General features: G+C 35.8%; 16 protein-coding genes and 1 tRNA gene. 10 read left to right on the forward strand and 7 right to left on the reverse strand.

The features are described from left to right. Positions 1 to 8: 8 nt before the first annotated feature. The 6 genes from mreD to rsmA form a co-directional block, all read right to left on the reverse strand. Entirely contained in the window at positions 9 to 512 is a 504-nt protein-coding gene (gene mreD, locus ACHZAX_RS17440) for a rod shape-determining protein MreD (protein WP_156195651.1), read from the reverse strand. After that, positions 509 to 1336 carry a rod shape-determining protein MreC gene (gene mreC, locus ACHZAX_RS17445; protein ID WP_101310740.1) on the reverse strand — a complete coding sequence of 276 codons (828 nt, stop codon included), beginning with the start codon at positions 1334 to 1336 and terminating at the stop codon, positions 509 to 511. Before mreC ends, mreD begins: the two co-directional genes overlap by 4 nt. Positions 1337 to 1382: 46 nt before the next feature. Further along, entirely contained in the window at positions 1383 to 2405 is a 1023-nt protein-coding gene (locus tag ACHZAX_RS17450) for a rod shape-determining protein (protein ID WP_101259803.1), read from the reverse strand. 29 nt (positions 2406 to 2434) lie between these two features. Next, positions 2435 to 3967, reverse strand: a complete 1533-nt coding sequence (purH, locus tag ACHZAX_RS17455; protein WP_180327346.1) for a bifunctional phosphoribosylaminoimidazolecarboxamide formyltransferase/IMP cyclohydrolase — start codon at positions 3965 to 3967, stop codon at positions 2435 to 2437. Between the two features lie 283 nt (positions 3968 to 4250). Continuing rightward, on the reverse strand, positions 4251 to 5612 hold the full coding sequence (mgtE, locus tag ACHZAX_RS17460; protein WP_101310742.1) for a magnesium transporter: 1362 nt from the start codon (positions 5610 to 5612) through the stop codon (positions 4251 to 4253). Positions 5613 to 5635: 23 nt separating this feature from the next. Then, the gene (gene rsmA / locus ACHZAX_RS17465; protein WP_101310775.1) at positions 5636 to 6427 is read right to left on the reverse strand and encodes a 16S rRNA (adenine(1518)-N(6)/adenine(1519)-N(6))-dimethyltransferase RsmA; all 792 of its coding nucleotides are present in this window, start codon (positions 6425 to 6427) and stop codon (positions 5636 to 5638) included. A 216-nt stretch (positions 6428 to 6643) separates the two neighbouring features. On the opposite strand from rsmA, the gene ACHZAX_RS17470 reads away from it, so the two are divergent. Together ACHZAX_RS17470 and ACHZAX_RS17475 are read left to right on the forward strand one after the other, a co-directional pair. Next, positions 6644 to 7663: a lysylphosphatidylglycerol synthase transmembrane domain-containing protein gene (locus ACHZAX_RS17470; RefSeq protein WP_320019989.1), complete on the forward strand. Its 1020-nt coding sequence runs from the start codon at positions 6644 to 6646 to the stop codon at positions 7661 to 7663. Position 7664: 1 nt separating this feature from the next. Continuing rightward, a complete protein-coding gene (locus ACHZAX_RS17475) occupies positions 7665 to 8846 on the forward strand; it encodes a hypothetical protein (protein WP_101310744.1) in 1182 nt (393 codons plus the stop codon). A gap of 50 nt (positions 8847 to 8896) precedes the next feature. Here the strand turns inward: ACHZAX_RS17475 and recQ are convergent, their stop codons facing one another. Next, positions 8897 to 11074 carry a DNA helicase RecQ gene (gene recQ / locus ACHZAX_RS17480; protein ID WP_101310745.1) on the reverse strand — a complete coding sequence of 726 codons (2178 nt, stop codon included), beginning with the start codon at positions 11072 to 11074 and terminating at the stop codon, positions 8897 to 8899. 265 nt (positions 11075 to 11339) lie between these two features. Here recQ and ACHZAX_RS17485 point away from each other — a divergent pair, with 265 nt between their 5' ends. The 8 genes from ACHZAX_RS17485 to clpX all read left to right on the forward strand — a co-directional run bounded on the left by ACHZAX_RS17485 (position 11340) and on the right by clpX (position 20404). After that, on the forward strand, positions 11340 to 12308 hold the full coding sequence (locus ACHZAX_RS17485; RefSeq protein ID WP_101310746.1) for a KpsF/GutQ family sugar-phosphate isomerase: 969 nt from the start codon (positions 11340 to 11342) through the stop codon (positions 12306 to 12308). A gap of 27 nt (positions 12309 to 12335) precedes the next feature. Continuing rightward, positions 12336 to 13160: a twin-arginine translocase subunit TatC gene (tatC, locus tag ACHZAX_RS17490; RefSeq protein WP_101310747.1), complete on the forward strand. Its 825-nt coding sequence runs from the start codon at positions 12336 to 12338 to the stop codon at positions 13158 to 13160. 80 nt (positions 13161 to 13240) lie between these two features. After that, on the forward strand, positions 13241 to 15757 hold the full coding sequence (locus tag ACHZAX_RS17495) for a DUF5686 and carboxypeptidase-like regulatory domain-containing protein (protein ID WP_320019990.1): 2517 nt from the start codon (positions 13241 to 13243) through the stop codon (positions 15755 to 15757). 107 nt (positions 15758 to 15864) lie between these two features. Continuing rightward, the gene (gene lptB / locus ACHZAX_RS17500) at positions 15865 to 16599 is read left to right on the forward strand and encodes an LPS export ABC transporter ATP-binding protein (RefSeq protein ID WP_101310749.1); all 735 of its coding nucleotides are present in this window, start codon (positions 15865 to 15867) and stop codon (positions 16597 to 16599) included. A gap of 141 nt (positions 16600 to 16740) precedes the next feature. Continuing rightward, positions 16741 to 16822 (forward strand) — tRNA-Leu (locus ACHZAX_RS17505). Between the two features lie 107 nt (positions 16823 to 16929). Continuing rightward, positions 16930 to 18279, forward strand: a complete 1350-nt coding sequence (gene tig, locus ACHZAX_RS17510) for a trigger factor (RefSeq protein ID WP_320019991.1) — start codon at positions 16930 to 16932, stop codon at positions 18277 to 18279. A gap of 149 nt (positions 18280 to 18428) precedes the next feature. After that, positions 18429 to 19103, forward strand: coding sequence for an ATP-dependent Clp endopeptidase proteolytic subunit ClpP (clpP, locus tag ACHZAX_RS17515; RefSeq protein ID WP_101310751.1), 675 nt, complete (start codon positions 18429 to 18431; stop codon positions 19101 to 19103). 86 nt (positions 19104 to 19189) lie between these two features. Further along, positions 19190 to 20404 (forward strand): ATP-dependent Clp protease ATP-binding subunit ClpX, encoded by a 1215-nt coding sequence (gene clpX / locus ACHZAX_RS17520; protein WP_101310752.1) that lies wholly within the window; start codon positions 19190 to 19192, stop codon positions 20402 to 20404. Positions 20405 to 20431 lie beyond the last annotated feature (27 nt).

Raw genomic sequence — 20431 nt, forward strand, 5'->3', positions numbered from 1 at the left:
TAATTGATCTATTTTTTAAACAGTAAGAATTGAGATGTAATGAGTAAGCTTAAAGTAAAGAATGTACTAAGAATGATCCTGGTTATGGTTTCACTTAGATTGGAAAAAGAAAATACTTCTATAAAAAACAAAAAGCTATGATGAGCAATGACTAATATCAAGCAATACTTAAAGAACCATCCAAATCCATAATGAAGAATACTCGGCGTTGTTCCTTGTTCATAACCATCTCTTACAGACAAATAATTTAATATGTATGGACGCAAGTACGCCATAAAGACACTGGCGGATGCGTGCATACCAAGAGTATTGGAAAAAACATCAACACTTAATCCCAAAAAAAACGACAAAACCAACAAAAGCCAGTTTGGAGTCTCAAATGGAAGTAATAAGATGAATAAGATATACATATAAGGATTTAAAAAACCACTTATTTGAATATTATTTAATATGGCAACCTGAATAAATACAAGAACCACAAATCTTATTATGTTTTTTACGATTTGATTCATTCGACCACCTCCTTTTCAAGTTCCAAGCGTTCAGTTTTCATCAAATCACCAATAACTTTCACGTATGACAAACTTTTAAAATCATTGGAAAAGGCGATTACCAATTCATGAAAATTACCTCCTGAGCTTGGCAAAATTTCCTGTACTGTACCCAGCAATATTCCCTCTGGAAAAATTGATGAATAACCACTGGTAACAATTGTATCTCCTGTCTGAATTAATACATGTATCGGAACTTCATACAAACGCGCTGATTTATAATCCCTTCCATCCCAGGAAAGGGAACCAAAATAATTGTTCTTCTTAATTTTAGCCGAAACACTTATTCGGCTATTCAATAAAGAAATTACGGTTGAAAAATTATTTGAAACACTTTTTACAACACCAACAACACCATGATCTGTAACTACAGCCATCTCTGGCTGAATGCCATTTAACCTGCCTTTATTCAAAGTAATATAATTCAGTTGTTTATTAACAGAATTATTAATGATTTTGGCGGTTCGATAAAGGTATTGCTGTTGATATAAGGAATCATTATAGAGAACAGACGAATCGACTGACATCTTGTATGATTCAGCCAGAATATTTTTCAATCGGGTATTTTCTTTATTTAATTCTTCGTTTGTTTCAGCCAAAGCCAAATAATCGGTTGTTGATGAAACTTTTTCATAAAGACTTCCGGTAAGGGCGTTACTCGAATTCAGGTACTCTGTCTTTTGATAGTTATTGTAACTGACTAACAATAACATGCAAAAAATTTCAATTACAACAAAAATGATCGTAAAATGAAATCTTACGATAAAATGTAATAAATTCTTCATTCAAAAAATCAAATCCCTGTTAAACCAAAATAAGTTTCGTTCCTGATTATCTCATCAGAAACGAAAACTTATCTACATTTTTTAATGCAATTCCAGTACCACGTGCAACTGCCCTTAATGGATCTTCCGCAATGTGAAATGGAATATTTATTTTATCTGTTAATCGCTTATCTAATCCACGAAGCAATGCACCACCACCGGCAAGGTAAATTCCTCTATTTACAATATCAGCGTATAATTCCGGAGGTGTTTGCTCCAATGCACTTAAAATTGCGATTTCAATTTTCGAGATTGATTTCTCCAGACAATGAGCAATTTCCTGATAAGATACAGGCACTTCAATTGGAAGTGCTGTCATCTGATTTGGTCCTTGCACCCGGAAATCATTTGGTGGCTCTTCCAACTCAGACAATGCAGATCCAACCTGAATTTTTATTTCCTCAGCAGTTCTTTCACCAATTTTTATATTGTGCTGATGACGCATATACTCCTGTATATCAGAAGTCAAATCATCACCTGCAATACGAATCGATTTATTCGTTACAATTCCACCCAATGAGATCACTGCAATTTCAGTTGTTCCTCCTCCTATATCTACTACCATATTTCCTTCAGGCGCTTCAACATCAATACCGATACCGATAGCTGCCGCCATTGGCTCATAAATCATGTATACATCACGTCCTCCGGCATGCTCAGAAGAATCACGTACCGCTCTCATTTCAACTTCCGTACTTCCCGAAGGAATACAAATCACCATGCGTAATGATGGTGGAAACAGACGAGGTTTTTTGTTGATCATTTTGATCATCCCGCGAATCATTTGCTCTGCAGCATTAAAGTCAGCAATTACGCCATCTCTAAGCGGACGAATCGTTTTTAGGTTTCCGTGGGTTTTGCCCTGCATCTGGCGAGCCTTTTCGCCAATCGCAACCATTTTTTCGGTGCGACGATCAATAGCTACAATTGATGGTTCATCAACTACAATCTTATCATTACAGATAATAATCGTATTTGCTGTCCCTAAGTCAATCGCGATCTCCTGAGTTAAAAATGAAAAAAATCCCATATGGTAGTATAAATCTCTGTTATCTTATTTTAATGCTTAAAATGTCTCATTCCTGTAAATACCATAGCAATTCCAAATTTGTTAGCTGCCTCAATAGAATCCTTATCTCTTATCGAACCTCCTGGTTGAATAATTGCAGTAATTCCTGCAGCGTGAGCGGCTTCTACGCAATCTGAGAATGGGAAAAATGCATCAGAAGCTAAAACACTTCCTGCAATTCGATCCGCCCCCTGACGAATGGCATTCTCCAAGGCCCAAATACGACTTACCTGTCCCGGGCCAACACCACATGTAGTTTTATTTTTTGCTATGGCAATTCCATTTGATTTTGCATGTTTCACCGTTTTCCATGCAAACATCAAATCCTCCATTTCACTTTCCGATGGCTCTCTTTCGGTAACTACTTCTAATTTTTCACCAATTAATTCCTTATCCATTTCCTGAATTAAGAAACCTCCTAAAACAGTTTTCCCTTTAAATGAGGAATAATCTGATTTTAAAATTTCCGGCAATTCCAATAATCTTAAATTCTTCTTCGCTGTTAATACTTCCAAAGCTTCTTTACTAAATGATGGAGCAACAATTACTTCCAGAAAAATCCCACTCATAATTTCTGCCGTTGCCTTATCAATTTCACGATTTGAAGCCACTATTCCACCAAAAATTGAAACCGGATCAGCATCATAAGCTTTCTGAAAAGCTTCTGAAATTGTTTTGGCACTACCAATTCCACATGGATTAGCATGCTTAGCTGCAACAATTGTAGGCTCTTCAAATTCTTTTAAGGTTTCCAAAGCTCCATCTGTATCTCCAATATTGTTGTAAGATAGTTCTTTACCATGGATTTTCTTAGCTGCAGTTAAAGTTCCTTCAGTTTCCTGAATTTGACTGTAAAAAGTTGCATTCTGATGAGGGTTCTCTCCATAACGAAGATCTTGCTTCTTTTCGTATGTAATCGTTAATGTTTTAGGAGATGTAATTTTCAGTCTTTTATTAAAATACCCTGAAATTAAGGCATCGTAATGAGCAGTATGTTCAAAAACCTTTGCTGTTAAATATTCTTTTGTTTCAAGACTTGTATCGTTGTCTGATTTTAATTCTTCAATTACTTTTGAATAATCCTCAGGATCGGTAATAACAGTAACAAATTTGTAATTCTTTGCTGCCGCTCTCAACATTGTCGGACCACCTATATCAATATTTTCAATAATTTCCTCGTGACCAGCCTCAGGATTTAAAATTGTTTCTTTGAATGGATACAAATTACAAACAACGATATCAATAGGCTCAATCCCTAGCTTATTCATTTGAGCGATGTGGGCTTCGTTATCACGAATTGCTAAAATTCCACCTTCAACATTTGGATGCAACGTTTTTACCCGTCCATCAAAACATTCAGGAAATTTAGTAAGATCTGAAATGTCCATTACAGGAATTCCTTCGGCCTTAAATTTAGCAGAAGTTCCACCTGTAGAGATGATTTCCCATCCTAAACCGGTTAATTCTCTAGCAAATTCAACAACATTTGTTTTATCAAACACACTAATCAGCGCTCTCTTCATAATTCTCTTATTTGGATAATTTTATAAAATGGCGTAAATTTTATTTTCTCTCGAAAAATAAAACCGGCTCAAACAAGACTGTAAATACTTTAATAGCAGATACTTATCCAGCCTTAAAAAACCTCATGCAAAGTTAAGAAAAACCTAAAAAAAAACACCGTCTAAAAAAGATTTTTATTGAACTTTTTCATTGAATCATAATATCAAGTAACTTTTAATACAAGGATCTATTTTTTTATACTTGAAATTTCCATTCTAATAAAATTACTCCCAAAAAGCAGAACTAAATAAAGCTTAAAAAATAGGCTCCAATTGATAGATAAATAAAAAGACCTACGATATCATTCAAGGTAGTTACAAAGGGACCTGTTGCCAAAGCAGGGTCAATTTTCATTTTATGCAGAGTTAATGGAATTAGTGTACCAAATATTGATGCAAAAATAATAACTGAGAACAAAGCAACCGACACACTTATTGTTAAGCTAAAAGAATGCCCTACCAGAAATAAGTTAACAATGAAAACCAAGCCCGAACAAATTATACCATTTACGAATGCACCCATCAGCTCTCTTAACAACCGACTGATTGTACTTTCAAAACCCAATGAATTACTTGCCAACCCCTGCACAATAATCGCCGCCGATTGAACACCAACATTTCCTCCCATTGCAGTAATCAACGGAATAAAAAATGCCATAGCTGTATAGTTTCCCAAATCACCTTCGTGTCTTGATATTACAAAGGCACTTATAAGTCCCCCCATTAAACCAATTAGCAACCACGGAAGACGCGCTCTTGTTTGAATCCAAACCGAGTCACTAGACTCAACATCTTCGGTAAGACCAGATGCCATCTGGTAATCTTTCTCAGCCTCATCACGAATCACATCTACAACATCATCAATAGTAATGCGTCCCATTAATCGTCCGATACTATCGATAACCGGTATTGCTACAAGGTCATACTTCTCCATAATCCGGGCCACTTCCTCATCCGGCTCATCGGTATGCACCGACATAACATCCGGCTGATAAATATTACTGATTTTTGCCGATGTCGGACTCAAAATCATAATCTTTAAGGAAAGAGTGCCCTTTAAAATACCATCATCATCAACAACATACACATAGTAAATCTCATCAATATCTTCAGCTTGGCGGCTTAATTCTCTCAAACAGGTCAGAACGGTCCAATTCTCATTAACCATCACCAACTCTTTCGCCATCAATCCTCCGGCAGTATCTTCATCGTAATGAAGTAAATCTACAATGTCGCCGGCTTGTTCAATATCTCCAATATGGGAGAGGATCTCCTCTTGCTGTTCTTCCGACATACCACCAATCACATCAGCGGCATCATCAGAATCCATCCTGTGAATAAACTGCTTTGCAATAACTTCAATAGGAAGAACTTTTAAAAACCGATCCCGGTCATCTTCTTCCAATTCAGCTAAAACGTCTGCTGCCGTATCAATATCGAGAAGCAAATACAGAAACTTAGCCTCCTCGGTATTTAGCTCATCATATATTTCGGCAATATCAGCAGGATGCAATCCATCCATCATACCAATTGCCCCGGCCTCATCCTTCTCTTCGATAATTCTTTTTAACTGATCGATGTACTCGCGAGTCAATTCAAATTGCATATCAATGTATTTTAGTTGTGATTTTATTCTCTTAATTCCGTGTTTATTAATTCTTCAATTTTATTGGTCAAATAAACAAACTGATCTACTGACAATTGCTCTGGCCTTTGCGCCATAAGTTCATCATCTAGCTTGTAATCGCCCAATACCGATTTTAAAGAATTTCGCAAGGTTTTCCGGCGCTGATTGAATCCGGATTTAACGACTCGGAAGAATAGTTTTTCATCACAAGCCAATCTGTCGGTAGTATTCCTTTCCATACGAATTACCGCAGATTTAACTTTTGGAGGTGGGTCGAATACCGTTTCACTAACAGTAAACAAATATTCTATATTATAAAAAGCCTGCATAAGCACACTTAAGATACCGTATGTTTTATTTCCAGGAACAGCTGCCATTCTTTCGGCAACTTCTTTCTGAATCATTCCTACTACTTCAGGGATTTGATCTCTATAATCCAAAACCTTAAAGAATATTTGAGAGGAAATATTGTAAGGAAAGTTCCCAATTACAGCAAAAGGCTCCGAAAATAGTCGTGATAAATCATATTTTAGAAAATCCTCTCCAATTATTCGTCCTGATAATTCCGGAAAATTTTCATTTAAATAAGCTACGGATTCTCTATCTATCTCAACAACATGAGTTTCAAACCCCTCTTCTTTAAGTAAATATTGAGTCAAGACTCCCATTCCCGGACCAACCTCAAGCACCTTCGAAACACCATCAGCCTTCAAACTTGCCACTATTTTTTTGGCAATATTCAAATCTTTTAAGAAATGCTGCCCTAAACTCTTTTTTGCCCTAACGTATCCCATATCCATCCAATTAATCCCTTTTATTTCAGCATCTCAAATTAACAAAAATTAAAAACAGCAGCTTTTCAAAGGAGATTTCAAACATTTACTTATTTTTGTAGCTGATTAATCGCCCGGCAAATTTAGGACTTAATAATAGAAACACAGCTTATACTTGCTTAAAATTTAACCTCAGTTAGTTTTTTCTATAAAATCCTAACTCTAAAATTATCAATTTTGAAGAAAAATCTCATACATATCATAAAATTTCTAATCTTCTTTTCAATTAGCTGTTTCTTATTTTGGTACGTTTATAGAGGTCAAAATACTTCTGAGCTAATTTTCACTTTAAAAAATGAAGTCAATTATTACTGGATTCTTCTTTCACTGTTTTTTGGTCTGCTAAGTCACATCAGCAGAACCATTCGATGGAACATGCTCATTGAATCCTTAGGGAAAAAACCCAGAACAATCAATACTTTTCTTGCGGTTATGGTTGGTTACTTTGCAAATCTTGCACTTCCAAGAATGGGCGAAATTTCAAGATGTGGCTTAATCAGCAAGTACGAGAACATTTCATTTTCCAAATTAATAGGCACAGTAGTTCTTGAAAGAGTACTGGATATAATCATGCTAATCATTTTTCTGTTAATCGCATTGTCAACACAGTTTTCGGTTATCTCTCATTTCTTCTCAAATAATCCTGAAGTCAGCAGCAAGCTCTCAAATGTATTTGCATCCGCAAACACCATATATGTAATTGCAGCTGTTTCAATCCTAATCTGGATTTTAAGAAAAAAATTTAAAAACACAGTTGTTTTTAAGAAGATTGATCAAACTCTTTCCAATTTTATGGCTGGCTTTCGTGCCATTAAGAAACTGGATAACAAATGGTCGTTTGTCTTCCATACTGTCTTTATTTGGATCATGTATTATTTGATGACGTATATCTGTTTCTTCAGTTTCGGATTTACATCAAATCTTCCCGCGATTGCCGGACTGACCGTTTTCGTAATGGGTAGTTTTGGAATGGTTGCTCCAGTTCAAGGAGGAATTGGTGCCTGGCATTTTATGGTGATCGGAACTCTTCTGATTTACCTTCCTGAAGTTGCCAACATCGAAACCATGTCGAAAAGCTTTGCTCTTGTTGTGCACGGTGCACAAACAGCTATGATTATCATACTAGGTGCAGCCTCAGTAATTGCTCTCCCAATAGCAAACCGAAAGCAAGTTAAATTAATAAAGTCCAAAATTTGAGATGAAAATCGATTTTACCATTTTTGAAGTTAACGATCTTCATTCAAAAAGAGAATTCATTGAACTTCCGGTACGACTTTATCAGAAAATGAAAAACTGGATTCGGCCTCTGGATTCGGACATTGAGAAGGTTTTTGATCCGAAACAAAACAAAATGTTTACTCATGGGGAGTGTATCCGCTGGATTCTTCAGGACCATAACAAACAAACCATAGGCAGAATTGCAGCTTTTATAGACCATAAAACAAAAGATTTAAACGAGCAGCCAACAGGAGGACTGGGCTTTTTCGAATGCATTAACAATAAAGACGCAGCCTTCGCTCTATTTGACACTTGCAAAAATTGGCTGAAAGACAAACAAATTGAAGCCATGGATGGACCAATTAATTTTGGAGAAAGACATCAATGGTGGGGACTTCATGTTGACGGAGATCACAAACCTGTTTATTGTATGTCTTACCATTTTAAATACTATCAGAATTTTTTCGACTCTTACGGATTCCAAATCTACTTTAAACAATATACTTACCGAACTAAGTTTGCAGTCGAAAGCTTAAGTGAAATTATAAAATGGAAAGCTAAAAGACTTCTAAACAACAATGAATACCAGATAATCCATTTCAACAAAAAAGACTCAGACAAACTCATAAAGGATTTTGTACACGTATACAACGAAGCCTGGGTGAAGGAGATACCTGGCATTGAAGGTATTTCCGAACAACAAACTCAAGACCTGTTCAAGACCTTAAAACCAATCATGCATGAAAAATTGATGTGGTTTGCCTATCACAAAAAAGAACCCATTGGCTTTTTCATAATGATTCCGGACTTAAATGAACTTCTGCAGCATATAAATGGTAAAATGAACCTTTATGCAAAGCTTCGCTTCATCTACTACAAGCACCTGCAAAAAAACAAAAATGCATTGGGTCTAATATTCGGAGTGGTTCCTGAGTTTCAAAAGCGTGGTATCGAGGCCGCAATGATTTACGAATTCTCCAAATCGGGTTTTGATTCCAACTTTCCATTTTTAAATTTAGAAATGAATTGGATTGGTGATTTCAATCCAAGAATGAGCCATTTGATGGAGCACATTGGTGCAAAAATCTACAAAACTCATTATACTTACCGAAAACTATTCGATGAAACAAAAGAATTTAAACGTTCTGTAATTATAAAATAAAAAAGCTGCTCGACTTTGAGCAGCTTTTACTTTATTTTACCTAGAATAATTTACAATCCATTTTCAGAATGATACAATATCCGCATTAAGCGAATGTCATCTTCCGAAAAATCTTCTTCTCCCAATTCTTCAAGAGCCACTTCAATACTATCGGTCTCGGCTTCGTCAAAATACTCCAGGATTTCCTCCTGACGATCCTCATCAATCGTCTCATCCACATAATAATTCAGACTCAGTTTCGTTCCCGAATAAACAATAGCCTCCATCTCACTAAGCAGATCAGAAAATGCCATTCCCTTAGCTTCGGCAATATCTTCCAAATCCATTTTCCGGTCTACGCTCTGAATAATATAAACCTTAAATTTAGATTTGTCAACTACAGAGCGAACAACCATATCTTGCGGTCTTTCGATATCATTCTCATCAACATGCTTGCCAATTAAACTAACAAACTCCTTTCCAAACCGCTTTGCCTTACCAGCTCCTACCCCTTGTATATGAGATAGTTCTTCAATATTTACCGGATAATGAATAGCCATTTCTTCCAGAGAAGGATCCTGAAAAACCACATATGGAGGCACCTCTTTTTTCTTAGCAACCTGCCTTCTTAAATCTTTCAACATTGACAACAATGCAGTATCGACAGTTGCCGTGCTGGCCGCTTTTGTTGCTTCCAAATCGACACCTTCAAAATCATGATCATCGGTAAGCATAAAAGGCACCGGATTTTTCAGGAATTTACGCCCTTCGGGTTTAAGTTTAATCACCCCATACTGCTCAATATCCTTTTCAATTAAAGAATGAACCAACGCTCTTCGAAAAACCATATTCCAAAAATGCTGATCCCTATCTTTACCGCAACCAAACATCTCCAACTCATCATGCTTATATGATTTAATCGAAGAATTCATTTCTCCGGTAAGTATATTAACCAAATGATCTATTTTAAAACGCTCCTTAACCAGCTTAACCAGTTTCAATGCTTTAATAACAAATTCTTCTCCCTGAAATTCTTTCTTAGGATGCAAACAATTATCACAATTACCACAATTTGCATCAATATAATTCTCCCCAAAATAATGAAGTAAAATTGTTCGGCGACAAATAGCCGATTCTGCAAACGAAACTGTTTCCAACAAAAGCTGTCTGCCTATTTCCTGTTCTGCTACAGGTTTTCCCTGCATGAATTTCTCAAGCTTTTGAATATCCTTATAGCTGTAAAAAGTCAGACATCGCCCTTCTCCCCCATCCCGGCCGGCTCTTCCTGTTTCCTGATAATAGCCTTCTAAACTCTTTGGTATATCGTAATGAATTACAAACCGAACATCCGGCTTATCAATACCCATTCCAAAAGCAATTGTAGCAACCACAACATCCACATCCTCCATCAAAAATTTATCCTGATTTCCGGAACGTGTTGAAGAATCCATTCCTGCATGATAAGGAACTGCTTTAATTCCATTAACCTGAAGCGTTTCGGCCAGTTCCTCAACCTTTTTCCGGCTTAAACAATATATAATTCCTGATTTCCCCGGATTTGCCCGGATAAACTTAATGATCTCTTTAGTCGCATTTACTTTTGGAAGAACTTCGTAATATAAATTAGGCCGGTTAAATGATGATTTAAAAACCAAAGCATCCAACATTCCTAAATTCTTTTGAATATCATGCTGCACTTTTGGTGTTGCTGTTGCAGTAAGTGCAATTATCGGAGCCGAACCAATTTCATTAACTATTGAACGAATCTTCCTGTATTCAGGTCTGAAATCGTGCCCCCATTCAGAAATGCAATGCGCTTCATCAACAGCGTAAAAAGAAATTTTCACCTGCTTAAGAAACTCAATATTACTTTCTTTTGTTAACGATTCCGGAGCTACATATAAAAGCTTGGTTCTGCCTTCCAGAACATCTTCTTTTACTTTTAAGGTAGCTGATTTGGAGAGTGACGAATTCAAAAAATGAGCTACGCCATCATCTTCACCAAAATTTCTCATTGCATCAACCTGATTTTTCATCAGAGCGATCAATGGGGATATAACAATTGCTGTACCCTCCAACATTAATGAAGGCAATTGATAACACAATGACTTTCCCCCACCCGTGGGCATCAACACAAATGTGTCGTTACCACTTAAGATATTTTGAATTACCGGTTCTTGATTTCCCTTAAAATTCTCGAATCCAAAATACTTCTTTAAATTAGTTGATAATTCAAAGTTTTTTCCCATGTTTCCTATTGATATGCTTTTTTCCCAAAAATATATGCGGTCGGCTAAATTAACATTTTACTTAGCAACCTAAAATTTTTAAATGGTAATTTTCACATCACCATTCATTCCCGTATTACAAATTTCGATACTTTTGTATTTTAAATTTAGATAAACACTTGTACAATTCAAAACAAAAACTGCAATTAACAGATTTTAACTAATTATTAAAGTTTCATTTATCTGAGTTTAATTAGCTTTGTACATAAAATAAAAACAAGAAGATTTGAAGCCTACATACGATATTAAGCAAATTGCAATAAAAACAATTGCAGAAGAAGAAAAAACCGTTGGTCAACTAAAAGAGTACATTGATGGAGATTTTGTTAATACTGTTGAATTGATCTTAAAAAGTAAAGGTCGGGTTGTAATTACGGGAATTGGTAAAAGCGCCAACATTGCCAACAAAATTGTGGCAACCCTAAATTCAACAGGTACCCCAGCCTTGTTCATGCATGCGGCCGACGCTATTCATGGGGATTTAGGAATGATCCTTCCTGATGACATTATTATTTGTATTTCGAAAAGTGGAAGTACACCGGAAATCAAAGTTTTAGTGCCACTCATCAAAAATATGGGAAATACGTTAATTGCGATGGTTTCCGGATTGGATTCTTTTCTTGCAAAAGAATCGGACTATGTTTTAAAAGCCGTTGTCGAAAAAGAAGCCGATCCAAACAATTTAGCCCCAACAAATTCGACTACTGCTCAGCTTGTTATTGGAGATGCTTTAGCAGTTTCCTTATTGGAATGCAGACAATTCACCAGTCAGGATTTTGCAAAATATCACCCGGGAGGAGCTCTCGGAAAAAAATTATATTTACGGGTTAGTGATCTTTACAAAATTAATCTGGCTCCCAAAGTATCCGAAAAAGAAAATATTCGTCCGATTATCCTTGAAATTTCCTCAAAAAGAATGGGGGCTACTGCCGTTGTTGATAAAGAGAATAAACTTGTTGGAATAATCACTGACGGTGACCTTCGTAGAATGCTTGAACAAAATGAAGATGTAAGTAAATTAACTGCCCGCGATATTATGTCTCCAAAACCGAAGACTATTGATCCGGATTCACTTGCAATTAAGGCTTTCCAACTAATGGAAGACAACAACATCACTCAGCTTGCAGTTGTCGAAAATGAAAAATATGTAGGAATGGTTCATCTGCATGACATCTTAAAAGAAGGAATTGTATAACTTGTCGCAATTTGTAAATCAATACGTATGTCGGATAAAGAAGCAACAAATGAAGAAAACCAGATGAGTTTTCTTGAACATCTGGAAGAACTAAGATGGCACTTAATGAGATCGGTTATTGCCGTTATGGTTTTCGCGATAGCTGCTTTTATCTTTTATGATTTCATATTTAATGTATTGATTCTTGCGCCAAAAAACCCTGAATTCTTTACAAACAGAATGTTTTTCAAACTATCCGAGTATACAGGAGTTGAATCTCTGAAAATTAACACCCATCCATTTCAGGTTATAAATATTAACATGGCCGGGCAATTTGCAACACACATAAGTGTTTCCTTAGTGATCGGTATAATTGCCAGTTTCCCATACATATTTTACGAATTCTGGAGCTTTTTAAAACCAGCTCTATACGATAATGAAAAGAAGCATGCAAGAGGATCTATTTTTTACACTTCATTTTTATTCGCTCTTGGAGTTCTCTTTGGCTACTACCTTATAACTCCACTATCAGTCCATTTTCTAGGATCTTACAGCATAAGTAATCAGGTTCTGAATCAAATAAACCTAACATCCTACATCTCATCTATTACTTCAATTGTTTTGGCAAGTGGTGTAATATTTGAACTGCCCGTTCTTATTTTCTTTTTAAGTAAAATAGGTTTGGTATCCCCTGAATTTTTAAAAAAATACAGAAAACACTCTGTGGTTTTAATTTTAATTCTTTCAGCAATCATCACTCCTCCGGATATCTTTAGTCAGATACTGGTTTGTTTACCATTGATGTTGCTTTACGAAATAGGTATTAAAATCTCGAAGCGGGTTCAAAAAAACCAACAAGCAAATTTGGGTTAAACAATTACACAGTTTATTTGTATTTTCACATGACTAAAGTCTGGGTTATTTTTTATCCGGACTATCACTATTGTATATTTATGAATCAGATTCTAAAAAAAGGATTTTTACTCTTTACTATTCTTATTATTTCAGGCTTAACCTGCTCTAGTTTTGCACAAACTACAAAAATAAGAGGCCGAATAATTGATTCGGAAACTAAAGAACCGCTTCCGTTTGTAAATATTGCATTCAAGGGAACTACCATTGGTACAACTTCGGATTTTGATGGACAGTATTTTCTTGAAACAAGAACACCATCAGATTTATTGTACATCTCTTTTGTAGGTTATAAAGAACAGGTATTTGAAATTCAAAAAGCCAGCTTTCAAACTATCAATGTCGAATTAAAATCAGAAACATTCGACTTGGCAGAAATTGTTGTTACTCCCGGAGAGAATCCTGCACATGTACTTCTCCGTAAAATTATCGCAAAAAAAGAAGCCAATAATCCTTCCCGGTTTGATTCGTACCAATACGAATCCTACACCAAAATGGAAATGGATTTGAACAATATCAAAGACAGTTTTAAGAATAAAAAAATCATGCGGCAATTCCAGTTTGTTTTTGATTACATTGACACCTCTGTAATAACCGGAAAACCTTATTTACCTGTTTTTATTACCGAATCTCTTTCGGACTATCATTTTCAGAAAAAGCCAAGAGTGGAAAGGGAAATTATAAAGGCATCGCAAATGTCTGGTATAAACGACAACGCCAGTCTGGCACAATTTACAGGTCAGCTTCATCAAAATGTAAATATTTACGACAACTTTATTGATCTTTTCAATATGGGTTTTGTAAGTCCTATTGCAGATGGCGGACTTCGCTATTACAAATATTACTTAACAGACAGTGCATTCAGGGAAGGCAGCTGGTGCTATCACATGTCATTTAAGCCTAAAAGAAAACAGGAACCAACTTTTGTAGGAGATTTTTGGGTAGCCGACACCACATTTGCCATACAAAACATGCAGATGCGTATCGCAAAAGATGTGAACCTTAATTGGGTTAAAGATTTGGTTAGCAACAATGAATTTCAGAAACTAAACGACAGTACCTGGTTCTTAAAAAAGCAAAATCTTTTTGTTGATTTTATGATAACAGAAAAAGATTCAACCAAACAAATGGGCTTTTTTGGCAGAAAATCAATTTCCTACAAAAATATTAAACTAAATGAACCAATAAAGGAGGAAATAATTAAGCTCGACAATAATGTTATTGTTGAAGAAACAGCCTTAAAACAGCCCAAAGAGTATTGGGACAATGCCCGTCCGTATCAATTATCAGAAAGAGAATCAGGCATTTACGCTATGGTTGATTCGATTCAAAACGTACCCTTATACAAAAATATAATTGATATTATCCAAACATTTGTTACAGGCTATTACGTGAAAGGGAACTTTGAATATGGCCCGTATTATAAACTTTACAGCTTCAACGAAATTGAAGGAAACAGATTCATGTTTGGCGGGAGAACTTCGAATCAATTCAGCACCAAGATAATGTTTAACGGTCATTTAGCCTACGGTGATAAAGACAATAAATTCAAATATGGATTGGGTTTTCTTTACATGATCAATAAGCTCCCAAGAGAAACTTTCGGAGTACAATACAAACATGATATTCAGCAATTAGGAAAAAGTCCAAATGCATTTACCGAAGGGAATATTCTATCCTCTATTTTGAAAAGAAACCCAAACAATAAACTCACGATGGTTAATCAACTGGAAACTCATTATGAGAAAGAATGGTTTCAGGGATTTTCGAACACTTTAAAATTTCGCTATCGTGACATTAATCCAACCCAGTATGTTCCATTTAATGCTCCTGATGTAAGCGGAGGAATACCTGTTCCTGGAATAACATCTTCGGAAATTGAGCTAAGAACCAGGTTTACCAAAAATGAAAGAGTAATAATGGGTGAATTCGAAAGAGTTCATCTGGGTGGACCATTCCCAATATTCAATCTTTACCTTACTATGGGCATGAAAGATGTTTTGGGTGCCGATCACAATTATAAAAAAATTGATTTAAGCATCGAACACACCATAGAATTACCTCCCTTGGGAAATCTGTACTACTTGGTTACTGCAGGGAAATTATTCGGAAAAGTTCCTTACCCACTCCTTCATTTGCACGAAGGAAACGAGACTTACGCTTTTGATCCGTATGCATTTAACATGATGAACTATTACGAATTCACAAGTGATCAATACGTTAGTTTATTCGTTGAACATCACTTTAACGGACTCATTTTAAACAGAATCCCATTATTCAGGAAATTAAAATGGAGAACTGTTGTATCGGGAAAAGGACTAATTGGCAGCTTAAGTGACAAGAACAATGGCTCATTAAACAATACTGAAGCTGAAATGATTTTCCCTAATGGACTTTCGGATGTAAGCAAACCCTACTTTGAAGCAAGTGTTGGAATTGAAAACATATTTAAGTTTATCCGAATTGATGCTATGTGGCGGCTAAATCATTTGGAAGACAATCCATATCAGGATTTTGAAAATTTTGGTATCCGGGCGATGTTCCAATTTACTTTTTAATAATCAGAAGAAATTACTGACCGGCTTTGAACTTATATACAAAGTTTAATTCTCACAGATCTTTTCTATATTTGCACCATTCCGATCCTTAAATATATTGAACAACGATGATTTTAAGAGCTGAAAATTTAATAAAAAGATACAAAACCAGAACTGTTGTTAAAGGTGTTTCTGTTGAAGTTAAACAAGGTGAAATTGTTGGTTTACTTGGACCTAATGGTGCCGGAAAAACCACTTCATTTTACATGATTGTTGGGCTGATTCAGCCAAACGGTGGAAGAATCTTTTTAGACGACCGCGAAATTACAAATGAACCTGTTTATAAAAGAGCGCAATTAGGTGTTGGATATTTGGCTCAGGAAGCCTCTGTGTTTCGAAAGCTAAGTGTGGAGGACAATATCAGAGCTGTACTTGAAATGTCTGATTTCTCAAAAGAATACCAGAAAGAACGATTGGAAGAAATGCTGAATGAGTTTAGCCTGCAGAAAATCAGAAAAAGTCTTGGTATTCAACTATCGGGTGGCGAAAGAAGAAGAACCGAAATTGCAAGAGCTTTATCGATCAAACCAAAATTTATTCTTTTAGATGAACCGTTTGCAGGTGTCGACCCAATAGCGGTTGAAGATATCCAAGACATTGTTCGACACTTAAAAGATAAAAACATTGGAATCCTAATTACCGATCACAACGTACAGGAAACTCTTTCCATTACTGAAAGAGCCTATCTTTTATTCGAAGGTAATATCCTTAAATCAGGAACTGCTGAAGAACTAGCAGCAGATGAAGATGTAAGAAGAGTTTATTTAGGGAAGAACTTTGAGCTTCGAAGAACTGCAAAATAGCTCATTTTCAAGAGAATTGAATTGAATCCGTATTCGATCAAAATTCAGACTTACTATATTACTCAAAAAAACTTCGTTTTTTTTTCTGGCAGGTATTGCAAATTATAAAAAACAGCTCTATATTTGCACCGCAATTAACCCGCGGATGTGGCGTAATTGGTAGCCGCGCTAGACTTAGGATCTAGTGCCGAGAGGCGTGGGGGTTCGAGTCCCTTCATCCGCACAATAAAAAGAATAACCTTAAACCGCCCGTACTTCCGATACTGATATGTGTCGATCGTGAGGCGGTTTTTTTTCAATTAAAGAGGTTTTATCTATAATAGCTAAAAAATGAACATTACAAAAACCAATATTGATGATTTAAATGCTGTAATCAAATTACAGATTGTTCAAGAAGATTACGAAACCCGAGTAAACAATGTGTTGAAAGACTATCGTAAAAAAGCAAATATCAATGGTTTCCGTGCAGGTAAAGTACCTATGGGTGTGATAAAAAAAATGTACGGAACTCCTGTTTTAGCTGATGAAATTAATAAAATTCTTAGCGATGAGCTAATGAAGTATATTCGTGAAAATGATTTAAATATCATGGGCGAACCTCTTGCAAATGAAACTGAGCAAAAGGAAATCAACTGGGAAAAAGACACTGAATTCGAATTCTCTTTTGATATTGCTTTAACTCCTGAATATACACTTAACCTAAGCAAGAAAGATAAAATCGACTTCTTCAAAATTATTGTGGACGAGAAAATGATTCAGAGCGGTGTTGATATGCACTCCCGTCGTTTCGGATCGAACAATGCTGCTGAAGTTGTTGAAGAAAAAGAACTTTTGAAAGGTAACTACGCTCAGGTTGATGCTGACGGAAAACTAATTGAAGAAGGAATTGTCAGCGAAAATGTTGCCATGTCTTTAGAATACATGAAAGACGAAGACGCTAAAAAGAAATTCATAGGAGCTAAAAAAGATGATGTAGTAGTTTTCAATCCTGCGAAAGCTTTTGAAAACAAATCAGACATCGCTTCTATGCTAAACATTTCGAAAGAAGAAGCTGAAACATTAGACTCTGATTTCCAATTTACAATTACCGAAATCACCAAATTTGTTAATGCTGAATTGAATCAGGAATTATTTGACAAAGTATTTGGCGAAGGAACTGTATATTCAGAGGAAGAATTCAAGAATAAAATTAAAGAAGATATCGAAAAACAATTGGTTAACGACAGTGACTACAAATTCCTGATCGATGCCAAAGCTAAATTGGTGAAAAAAGCAAAAATTGAACTTCCTGAAGTATTCCTGAAACGTTGGATTGTTTCTACAAACAAGGATATGACCGTAGAGCAGGTTGATACTGATTTTGCAAATTATGCTGACGAATTCAAATGGCAATTGATCAAAAACAGATTAATTCAGGAAAATGATCTGAAAGTTAGTCAGGAAGAAGTTATGGAATTTGCTAAAAAACAAGCATTAATGCAATTCCAGCAATACGGAATGATGGATGTACCTGAAGAGTACCTAAACAACTACGCTCAGCAAATGATGCAAAATCAAGACGAGCAAAGAAAAATTTATGAACGTAAAGCTGATGATAAAGTTGTTGAATACATCAAAGGAGCCGTTAAACTGGACGAAAAAGAGATATCTACTGAGGATTTCAACAAGCTGTTTGAATAAGTCGGTACACCTTAATAAGACATTAAACCACGCTTTAAAAAAGCGTGGTTTTCTTTTTGTCTTATAAAATACAGATTTTGTTAAGCCATTCTTTTCAAATGGGGAAAATTTAACTAATTTAGGTCTACGAAATATAAAATCACTTCGCTATGATACCAAAAGATGAATTCAATAAATTTGCTACAAAGCACATGGGCATAAGCAGCCTAAACTTAGATAGATACACTTCAATCCACAACAGCTACATCTCTCCTACTATTATTGAGGAAAGACAACTAAATGTTGCGTCAATGGATGTGTTCTCCCGTCTTATGATGGATCGGATTATCTTCCTTGGTATTCCAATTGATGATTATGTAGCCAATATTATCATGGCACAATTGCTGTTTTTAGAATCAACAGACCCATCAAAGGATATCCAGATCTATTTCAACACTCCCGGAGGTTCGGTGCATGCAGGTTTAGGAATTTACGATACCATGCAGTACATCAAGTGTGATGTTGCTACCATTTGTACGGGAATGGCCGCTTCGATGGGTGCTGTTTTATTAACTGCAGGAACAAAAGGAAAACGGTCTGCACTTAAACACTCACGTGTAATGATTCACCAACCAATGGGTGGTGCTCAAGGTCAGGCTTCGGATATCGAAATTACTGCACGCGAAATTTTAAAATTGAAAAAAGAACTTTATACTATTATTGCTGATCATTCTGGAAATACTTACGAAAAAGTTGAGAAAAACTCTGATCGTGATTATTGGATGACAGCCGCTGAAGCAAAGGAGTACGGAATGATTGACGAAGTGCTTATCCGTGAGCAATAGTTAACTAAATAGAAATCAGAATAACAAAATGCAGAGTTAAGCGTAAAATTCTTAACTTTGCATTTTTAGTATAACAAATAAGAAATATGGATAAATGCTCGTTTTGTGGAAGAGAAAAGAAGGATACAAATCTTCTAATTGCCGGAATCAGCGGTCATATTTGCGATAGCTGTATCGAACAGGCCTACGCTATTGTGCAGGAAGAATTGAAGAATCGTACTGATATCAACCTAAAAGAGATTCAATTATTAAAACCAACAGAAATAAAGACATTTCTTGACCAGTATGTAATTGGACAAGATAATGCAAAAAAATATCTTGCGGTTGCGGTATATAATCATTACAAGAGATTACTTCAGGAGAGAGATGACGAAGATATTGAGATTGAAAAATCGAATATTATTCTTGTTGGAGAAACTGGAACAGGTAAAACCCTATTAGCCAGAACAATTGCCAAAATGCTTCATGTGCCATTCACTATTGTTGATGCCACAGTACTAACCGAAGCTGGTTATGTTGGTGAGGATATTGAATCGATCTTAACAAGGCTTCTTCAGGCATCAGATTATGATGTTGCTGCAGCTGAAAAAGGAATTGTGTTTATTGATGAAATAGATAAAATTGCCAGAAAAAGCGATAATCCTTCCATTACCCGAGATGTGTCAGGTGAAGGTGTTCAGCAAGGATTACTCAAATTACTGGAAGGATCGGTTGTTAATGTTCCGCCACAAGGAGGAAGAAAACATCCTGATCAAAAAATGATACCGGTAAATACCAAAAACGTTCTGTTTATATGTGGTGGTGCATTTGATGGTATTCAAAGAAAAATTGCTCAACGATTAAATACTCAGATTGTTGGATTCAATGCCAACAAAGAAAAAGAACAGATTGATCAGGATAATTTATTGCAATATATTGCCCCACAGGATTTGAAATCATTCGGTTTAATTCCTGAGATTATTGGTCGTTTACCTGTTCTTACCTACTTAGAACCTTTGGACAGAAGAGCATTGAGAAACATTCTGACAGAGCCTAAAAATGCAATTTTAAAACAATACACCAAGCTATTTAAAATTGACGATATCGAATTAACATTTGAAAACAATGCATTGGAATATATTGTAGATAAAGCATTGGAATTTAAACTTGGAGCCCGTGGATTAAGATCCATTTGCGAAGCCATCATGATTGATGCCATGTTTGAATTACCAACAAGCGGTCAGAAGAAAATTGATATTGACAGAAAGTACGCAAGTGAGAAACTTGAAAAAATAAACCTCAAGCGTTTAAAAGTCGCATAGAAAAAGCCGGATAATATCCGGCTTTTT

The sequence above is a fragment of the Labilibaculum manganireducens genome (genome assembly GCF_963665805.2).
In the GTDB taxonomy this organism is placed as follows: Bacteria; Bacteroidota; Bacteroidia; order Bacteroidales; family Marinifilaceae; genus Labilibaculum; species Labilibaculum manganireducens.